This is a genomic window from Promicromonospora sp. NPDC060204, from assembly GCF_042728455.1.
Classification (GTDB): Bacteria; Actinomycetota; Actinomycetes; order Actinomycetales; family Cellulomonadaceae; genus Promicromonospora.
In genome coordinates, this window is sequence record NZ_JBHWZO010000264.1 from 1 (window position 1) to 8,391 (window position 8,391).

Here is an 8,391-nt window from a genome sequence, read left to right on the forward strand (position 1 = left end):
GCACAGTGGTGTGCCGACCTCGACGCCAACTGCCGACTCTGCGGCGCCAACTGCCGACCTGGCAAGGCCCAGCGAACTGCTTACCACCGTCCCGCGACCGCCACACCGCGGAATCGGCAGTTCCGCTGACGTCGGCAGCGTGCATCAAGACCGGCAGTTCCGCTGACGCCAGCAGTTCCGCCCAGGTCGGCAGTTTCGCCGATGTCGGCAGTCTGCTTCCAGGTCGGCACAGGCCTGTGCCGACCTCGATGCCAACTGCCGACTCTGCGCGACAAACTGCCGACTCTGTGGCGCAACTGCCGACATCGCCGAGCGAGCCCCGCAGCGGCCGAGCGAACTGCCGACGCCTACCCCGCTACCACTGCCCCGCAGCGCCGGCGTTTCGCCGATGTCGGCAGTCTGCATTCGAGATCGGTGGTTCCGCCGACGTCGCCAGCTCCGCTCAGGTCGGCAGTTCCGCCGACGTCGGCACTCTGCTTCGAGGTCGGCACAGGCCTGTGCCGACCTGGATGCCAACTGCCGACTCTGCGGCGCAAACTGCCGACCTGGCAGGGCCGGGCGAACGGTCGGCCGTAGCCGCCACCGGCCGATCGGGCGCCGCCGTCAGCCCGGCTGCTCGGCGTTCCAGCGGGCGATGTCCGCGTCGGTCACCTCGACCGGGCCGGTGGCCGGCTGCGTGACGCGGATGTGGTTGCCGAACGGGTCGCGCAGGGCGCAGTCGATGCCGTACGGCTGCTCGACGGGCTCCTCGGTGAACTCGACACCCTTCGCGCTGAGCTCGGCGTAGGTGCGGCGGCAGTCGTCGGTCGTCAGGATGCACGCGACCCCGAGCGCGCCCTTGGTCAGCAGGTCCCGGACCTGGGCCGCGACCTCCTCGCTGAGAGACGGCGGGCCCGGGACCTCCAGCAGCAGGTGGCGGTCCGGGTCGGCGGGCAGGGAGATGGTCAGCCAGCGCATGAAACCCATGTCGACGTCGTTGCTGACCTCGAACCCGAGCTTGCCGACGTAGAAGTCGAGGGCCTCGTCCTGGTCGAGCACGGTCACGGCGGTGATGGAGATGTTCTTGAACATGTCCACCACGCTAGGACCGCACCGGGCCGGTGCGCTTCTCCGAATCTGCTCGGTCGAGAACTGCCCGGTCGAGGAGCTGCTCAGCCCGCGGGGCGCATCCAGCTCTTGACGAAGCACACGGGCGCGGCCACGGGTCGCGTCCGGCGCCGGTACTCGGTCGGCGAGATGCCGACGACGTCGCGGAACGTGCGGCTGAACGTGCCCAGGCTGTTGGAGCCCACCTGCAGCGCGATCTCCGTCACCGGCGTCGCGGTGTTGCGCAGCAGCGCCATCGCGCGCTCCAGCCGGCGCCGCTGCAGGTAGCGGTGCGGCGTCTCGCCGAAGGCTGCCCGGAAGCTGCGGCTGAAGTGGGACGGCGAGACGTGCGCGATGCGGGCCAGGGTGGGCACGTCGAGCGGTCGGGCGTAGTCGCGGTCGATGGCGTCCCGGGCGCGCAGCAGCAGCCGGTTGTCGCGCTCGTGCGGGGACATCAGCGCTCCTCCCGGAGGAACACCGCGTACCCGTCGAGGAGACGGGCCAGGCCGAACTCGAACAGGGTGTCGAGGGTGAGGTCGACGTCGGCCGACGTCGCCGCCACGAGGTGCGGGTGGCGGCGCGGGTCGACCGCGGCCTGAAGGTCGGGCAGGGTGCGGTCCATCCACTCCTCGTCGGTCAGCCCGTCGTCCTTGCGGGCCTGCGCAGCCGGCTCGATGCCCACCCCCAGCCCGCGCACGAGCTGGAAGACCGACACGGTCAGGTGCATCCGGGCGTCGAGGTCCAGCGGCCGGCCGGGCAGCTCGCCGAACGCGCTCAGCAGGGCCTCGGTGTGCGCGATGCCGTGCGGCAGCACCTGCGGCCGCGTCATCGACATGACGTGCGCGGCCCACGGGTGGCGCTGGAACGCGGCCCACATGGTGCGGGCGCACACCTCGGCGCGGGCCCGCCAGCCGTCCGGCAGCGGGTCCGGGAGCGGCGAGGTGGCGTACACGGTGTCGAGCATCCGGGCCAGCAGCTCCTCGCGGCCCCGGACGTAGCGGTACAGCGACATCGTGGGGATGCCCAGGTCGGTCGCGATCCGCCGCATGGACAGCCCGCCCAGCCCTTCGGCGTCGGCCGTCGCCATGGCCAGGCGCACGACGTCGTCCACGGTGGGGGCGCTCGCGGCGGACGCCGGCGCGCCGGGCCGGACCGGGCCGGCGCCGGCCGCGCCCGCGGCGACCACGGTGCCCACGCCGCGGCGTACCTCGACGAGCCCGTCGCGGCGCAGCGCGTCCAGCACCCGGCTCGCGGTGGCCATGGCCACGCCGTGCTCGGCGACGATGCGGCGTGTGGACGGGACCGGCGCGCCCGGGGCGAGCTCGCCCGACCGGATACGGCCCCGGATCTCGTCGGCGATGCGCTCGGACGGTGTGGTCATCTTCGGCTCCCTGTACTAGTGCGGTCGCGGGCCTGTCGCGTGCGCCGCGGCCCCGTGGCCTGGGCGTTCGCGGGGTGCACTACCTGGTGCACTACCCCGCTCTTTACCCAGCATAGGGCGCTTCGTACGGTGTACGAAGCGCCTCACCGAAACACCTCGGCGAGGAACCTTCGAACCAGGGAGCAGCCATGACCCACGTACTCGTCTCCGGTGCCAGCGTCGCCGGGCCGGCCCTCGCCTTCTGGCTCCGCCGGTACGGCTTCGACGTCACGGTCGTCGAGCGCTCCGTCGGGCCCCGGCCGGGCGGCCAGGGCATCGACGTGCGCGGCGCCGCGCGGACCGTGCTGGACCGGATGGGCCTCACCGAGCAGGTCCGCGCCGCCCACACGGGCGTGCGCGGCATCGCCTACCTCGACGCCGCGGGGCGGCGCACCATGGAGCTGCCGGCCGAGATGTTCGGCCACTCGGGCGGCGTCATCGCCGACATCGAGATCCTGCGCGGCGACCTCATGCGGATCATCATGGACGCCGCCGACGGCGTCGAGTACCTGTACGACGACAGCGTCACGGCGCTCGACCAGCGCGCCGACGGCGTCGACGTCACCTTCGAGCGCTCCGCCCCGCGCCGGTTCGACCTCGTGGTGGGCGCGGACGGCGTCTTCTCCACCACGCGGCGCCTGGCCTTCGACGGCGCCTGGCGGGCGGTCGACTCCGGCTACCACCGCGCCGTCTTCACGGCCGAGCCGGCTGGCGCCGGCGACACCTGGGGCCTGGACGGCTGGGAGCTGCTGTACTCGATGCCGGCCGGCAACGGCGTGGGCGGGCGCAACGTGCTGCTGTACCCGGCGCACGGCGGGGCACGCGGCATGGTCCACTTCGCCGGGGACCCCGTGGAGTACGACCGGCGCGACATCGCCGGGCAGAAGCGCCTGGTCGCCGGCGTGCTGGCGGGGGAGGGCTGGGAGGTCCCGCGCCTGCTGGACGCGATGGAGCGCGCCGACGACTTCTACTTCGACCGGCACGTGAAGATCGAGATGCCGTCGTGGCACCGCGGGCGCGTTGCTCTCCTGGGCGACGCGTGCACCGCCGGGTCTGTCGGGATGGGGACGTCGCTCGCGCTGGTGGGCGCGTACGTGCTCGCGGGCGAGCTCGCGCGGGCCGGCGGCGACCCCGCCGTCGCGTTCCCGGCCTACGAGGCGACGGTGCGGCCGTACGCCGCCGTCAACATGAAGCAGCTCCCGGGCGGCGCGCGCGGGTTCCTGCCGCCCTCGCGCTTCGAGATCAAGGCGCGCACCGCGGTGATGGGTGCCCTGCTGAAGACCCCGCTCGCGGGGATGATGATGGGCGGCATCGACAAGGCGGTCGACCAGATCGACCTGCCGGACTACGCGGCCCTGGCGGTCGGTCGCTGACCGGGATTCAGCAGGCTGTCCGCGACCGCATCGACGCCGGATGTGGTCGCCGACGGCCTGCTGAACCTTGGTCAGTACAGCTGGCTTCTTGACCAGCCGGGTGCTCAAGTGATTTAGTCACTTTATGACTCAAGGTAGAGCCTCGTTCTCAGAGCAGCTCGCGGACGACATCGTCGAGCTGATCCGCTCCGAGAGCCTCGGACCCGGCGACGTGCTGGAGTCCTCCCGTGACCTGGCCAAGCGGTTCGCCGTCACCACCCCCACCGTCCGCGAGGCACTGCGGCGGCTGGAGGCCACCGGCGTGGTCGAGCTGCGGCACGGCTCCGGCACGTACATCGGCCCGGGCCTCGAGCGGTCGGTGCTGGCCAACCCGCACCGGCCGCACATCACGCGCGCCTCGGTGATCGAGCTGGTCCAGGCCCGCCTGGTGATCGAGCCCGGGATCGCGGCACTCGCCGCGAGCGCCCGCAACGCCGCCGCCCTCCAGCGCCTGGAGGCCGCGGCGGCGACGGCGCTGCAGCCGCCGGTGCACGGGTTCCGGCCGGCGCTGAACTTCCACGTGGAGCTGGCGGCGGCGTCGGGAAACGGGCTGCTGCGCGAGACGGTGGAGGCGCTGCTGCACGTGCGGGCGTCCGAGCAGACGGAGATCCGGTTCCGGTACGACGACCGGCAGCGGGACCACGCGGAGCACCTGGAGATCCTGGGCGCGGTCCGCGAGGGGGACGGCGCGGCCGCGGAGCGGCTGACCCGGGCGCACCTGACCACGATCCGGGAGTCGCTGGAGGCGGCGGACTTCGGGGAGGCGGCACCGTGACCGCACCGTACCGCCTCGCGGAGATGACGACGGCGGAGGCGGCGGATGCCGTCGCGCGCGGCACGGTGGTGCTGATCCCGGCCGGCGCGCTGGAGCAGCACGGCCCGGGTATGGCGCTGGGGACCGACCTGGTGCGGGCCGAGGGCGTGGTGGCGCAGGTCGCCGCGAACCTGGCCGGCCGGGTGGTGGTGGGGCCGTCGATCCCCGTGGGGGTCTCGCCGCACCACATGGCGTTCGCGGGCACGGTGACGCTGACGACCACGACATTCGCGGCCGTGGTGCGGGAGTACGTCACGAGCCTGCACCGGCACGGCTGGACGCGGTTCCTGGTGGTCACGGGCCACGGGGGCAACAACGCGACCCTGACCACCGTGGCGCAGGACCTGCTCGTGTCCCACCCGGGGATCCAGCTCGCCTGGTCGCCCCTGACGTCGCTCGCGGGCGACGCCGTGGCCGCGATGGAGCCCAGCGCCGTGCACGGGCACTCCGGCGAGGCCGAGACCGCGCAGATGCTGCATCTCGCACCGCACCTGGTGCACCCCGACCGGCTCGAGCCGGGCACCACCACCCCGGACCAGCTCGACGACGTCTCCCGCACGGCGCGCCGCCACGCGCAGCCCGCCCTGACCCTGCCGTACGACCGGCTCAGCCCCAACGGCGTGCTCGGCGACCCGCGCCGGGCCACCGCCGAGGACGGCGCCGCGATCGTCAAGGCGATCGTCGCCCGCATCACGACCTTCCTGGAGGAGTGGCCGCCCGCGTAGCGCCCGGCACGCCTCCGACAACACCCACAGCACCCCCTCGGTACGCACCTGGCCCGCCAGGTGTCCGCTCCGCCGTGCCCGCACGCGGGCACGGCGCCCAGAAAGGACTCGCATGTCAACGACGACAGCATCACCTCGACCCGCACCACAGGGCCGGCGAGAGCAGGGCCGACGGCGACCCGGCCGGCGCGCGGCGCTCCTGACCGCCCTGGCGCTCGCGGTCTCCGGCCTGGCCGGGCCGGTCGGCGCCACGACGGCGGCGGCCGCACCCGTTCCGGCCGACGCCGCCGTCTCGCCGTCGGCCCACCCGGACCGCGCCGGGCGCAACCCGCTGCGCTCCGCGGGCTGCGGCACCGACCCTGGCCAGGCGCCGGGCAGCAGCGTGCTGCGCACCCTGACCAGCGACGGCCGCGAGCGCACCGTGCAGCTCCACCTGCCGGACGGCTACCGCAGCGACCGGGCGTGGCCCGTGGTGCTGGTGTTCCACGGCCGCGGCAACACGGGGGCGGGCACGGAGGCCTTCTCCGGCCTGGATGCGCTGCCCGCGATCGTCGCGTACGGCAACGGCGTGGTCGGCACCGGCGACGGCGACCGGCAGGCCTGGGAGGGCGCGCCGTACGCGGCCCCCGGCGTCGACGACGTGGCCTACACGAACGATCTGCTGGACACCCTGGAGCGGGACCTGTGCGTGGACCCGCGGCGCGTGTACGCGACCGGCAAGTCCAACGGGGCGGGCTTCACGGGGATCCTGGCGTGCGAGCTGTCGGACCGGATCGCGGCGGTCGCGCCGGTGGCCGCCGCGTTCTACGGCACGGGCCACCCGGACTGCTACCCGGAGCGGCCGGTGCCGGTGATCGACTTCCACGGCACGGACGACGTCACCATCCCGTACGCGGGTGACCCGGACCGCGGCCTGCCCGCGATCCAGGACTGGGTGGGCGGCTGGGTGGCGCGCAACGGCTGCGCCGCGGGGCCCGACGTCGAGCAGACGGCGTTCGACGTGACCACCACCCGGTGGACGGACTGCGACCGGGGCGCCGAGGTGACGCACGTGGCGGTGCTCGGCGGCGGCCACACCTGGCCGGGGGAGGACAGCTACTCCGGCGGCGGGTACGCGACGCACAGCATCGAGGCTCACGAGGTGCTGTGGGAGTTCCTGGGCGACGAGCGGCTGCCGGTGCGCTTCCTCACGGGCCACGGCACGGAAGGGGCGGCGTCATGACCGCGACGTCGAAGCAGGCCGCACCCGGGACCGAGCCGGACCGGCTGCCCGGCGTGCTGCGCGCGCTGGCCGTCGTCGAGCGCCTCGGCAACGCCCTGCCGCACCCGTTCTGGCTGTTCTGGATCCTGGCGGCGATCCTCGGCGTCACGAGCGCGGGACTGGCGGCCGCGGGCGTGTCCGTCGTCTCGCCCGCCGACGGCGAGACCGTGGTGGTGCAGAACCTGCTCAGCGGCGCCGGCCTGGCCATGGCCGTGTCCACGGCCGTGGACAACTTCGCGACGTTCGGCCCGATGGGCACCATCGTCGTGGTCATCATGGGCGTCGCCATCGCGGAGCGCACCGGCTTCCTGTCGGCGGCGATGAAGGTCTCCGTCTCCCGGGTGCCCGTCTCGTGGGTGGTGTTCGCCGTGGCCTTCGCGGGCACCGTCTCGCACGTCGCGAGCGCCGCCGCGTACATCATCCTGGTGCCGCTGGGCGGGCTGGCGTTCCGGGCGGTGGGCAAGTCGCCGATCCTCGGCGTGGTGGTGGCCTACACGTCGATCGCGTCCGGGTACGACGCGAGCCCCGTCCCGACGCCGAACGACGCCATCTTCGCGGGCATCACCACGGAGGCGGCGCGGATCATCGACCCGAACGCGTACGTGTCGCCGGTGAGCAACTGGTTCTTCAACATCGCGTCGTCGCTGCTGCTGGCGATCGTGATCACCCTGGTCACGAACCTGGTGCTGGCCAAGCGGCCGGACCTGGGCGCGGACCCGGACGCGGACCTGGACGACGTCGCCGGGCTGGAGCTCTCGCCGCGGGACCGGAAGGCGCTGCGTGCCGCCCTGCTGTCCGGCCTGGTCGCGATCCTGGTCATCGTCGCGGTGGTGCTGCCGTCGTCGTCGCCGCTGCGCGGGGAGGACGGGAGCCTGACGGAGTCGCCGTTCCTGGACGGGATCGCGGCGATCGTCGCCGTGCTGTTCGCACTGGTCGGCATCGTGTACGGCTGGCGGTCCGGCGAGATCACGAAGGCGGGGGACGTGCCGCGGCTCATGGCCGAGGGCGTGAAGCAGATGGCGCCCGTGCTCGTGCTGTTCTTCGCGATCGCCCAGTTCCTGGCCTACTTCGACTGGACGCACATCGGCGACGTCATCGCCGTGAACTCGGCGGAGGCGCTGGAGACCAGCGGCGTGCCGATCTGGGTCGTGTTCCTGGCGATCCTCGCGCTGCTGTCCGTGGTAAACGTGCTCGTGACCAGCGGCTCGGCGATGTGGGCCATCGCGGCGCCCGTCGTCGTGCCCATGCTGATGCTGCTGGACGTGCCCGCCGAGACCACGCAGGCGCTGTTCCGCATCGCCGACTCGGGGTCCACGGCGATCACGCCGATGAGCCCGTACTTCATCATGGCGCTCGGGTTCCTGCAGCGGTACCGCAAGGACGCCGGCATCGGCACGCTGGCCTCGTACACGCTGCCGCTCGCGGTCTGCATGACGCTGGCCTGGACCGCGCTGTTCTTCGCCTGGTGGGCGCTGGGCGTCCCGCTCGGGCCGGGCGCGCCGGTGCGCTGACGCACACACGCGCGCCGGTGCGCCGGCGCACACCTGCCCCGCCGCCGCCGCGCCCGCGTCCCCGCCCCCGGCGCGCCCCCCGGGGCGCGGGGGTTTTTTTGGGTGTTTTTAGCCAAACAGACGCGGGCCCCCCCCCAACTACAGCTCAACAAAAAAGCCCCC

At 73.3% G+C, this 8,391-nt stretch carries 8 protein-coding genes; 5 read left to right on the plus strand and 3 right to left on the minus strand.

Annotated elements, in window-relative coordinates:
• Window positions 1-603 precede the first annotated feature (603 nt).
• The 3 genes from ACFWEJ_RS24275 to ACFWEJ_RS24285 form a co-directional block, all read right to left on the minus strand.
• Window positions 604-1,071, minus strand: coding sequence for a VOC family protein (locus tag ACFWEJ_RS24275; protein WP_377231749.1), 468 nt, complete (start codon window positions 1,069-1,071; stop codon window positions 604-606).
• 80 nt (window positions 1,072-1,151) lie between these two features.
• Window positions 1,152-1,541, minus strand: coding sequence for a helix-turn-helix domain-containing protein (locus tag ACFWEJ_RS24280; protein ID WP_377231750.1), 390 nt, complete (start codon window positions 1,539-1,541; stop codon window positions 1,152-1,154).
• Window positions 1,541-2,467, minus strand: coding sequence for a GntR family transcriptional regulator (locus ACFWEJ_RS24285; RefSeq protein ID WP_377231751.1), 927 nt, complete (start codon window positions 2,465-2,467; stop codon window positions 1,541-1,543). The genes ACFWEJ_RS24280 and ACFWEJ_RS24285 overlap by 1 nt, the downstream gene beginning before the upstream one ends.
• A gap of 188 nt (window positions 2,468-2,655) precedes the next feature.
• On the opposite strand from ACFWEJ_RS24285, the gene ACFWEJ_RS24290 reads away from it, so the two are divergent.
• The 5 genes from ACFWEJ_RS24290 (at window position 2,656) to ACFWEJ_RS24310 (ending at window position 8,229) form a co-directional block, all read left to right on the plus strand.
• Complete coding sequence (locus tag ACFWEJ_RS24290; RefSeq protein ID WP_377231752.1) at window positions 2,656-3,879, plus strand: FAD-dependent monooxygenase; 1,224 nt, start codon at window positions 2,656-2,658, stop codon at window positions 3,877-3,879.
• Between the two features lie 124 nt (window positions 3,880-4,003).
• On the plus strand, window positions 4,004-4,693 hold the full coding sequence (locus ACFWEJ_RS24295; RefSeq protein ID WP_377231753.1) for a FadR/GntR family transcriptional regulator: 690 nt from the start codon (window positions 4,004-4,006) through the stop codon (window positions 4,691-4,693).
• A complete protein-coding gene (locus tag ACFWEJ_RS24300; RefSeq protein ID WP_377231754.1) occupies window positions 4,690-5,457 on the plus strand; it encodes a creatininase family protein in 768 nt (255 codons plus the stop codon). Before ACFWEJ_RS24295 ends, ACFWEJ_RS24300 begins: the two co-directional genes overlap by 4 nt.
• Before the next feature lie 112 nt (window positions 5,458-5,569).
• A complete protein-coding gene (locus tag ACFWEJ_RS24305; RefSeq protein WP_377231755.1) occupies window positions 5,570-6,679 on the plus strand; it encodes an alpha/beta hydrolase family esterase in 1,110 nt (369 codons plus the stop codon).
• The gene (locus ACFWEJ_RS24310; protein WP_377231756.1) at window positions 6,676-8,229 is read left to right on the plus strand and encodes an AbgT family transporter; all 1,554 of its coding nucleotides are present in this window, start codon (window positions 6,676-6,678) and stop codon (window positions 8,227-8,229) included. Before ACFWEJ_RS24305 ends, ACFWEJ_RS24310 begins: the two co-directional genes overlap by 4 nt.
• Window positions 8,230-8,391: the final 162 nt, after the last annotated feature.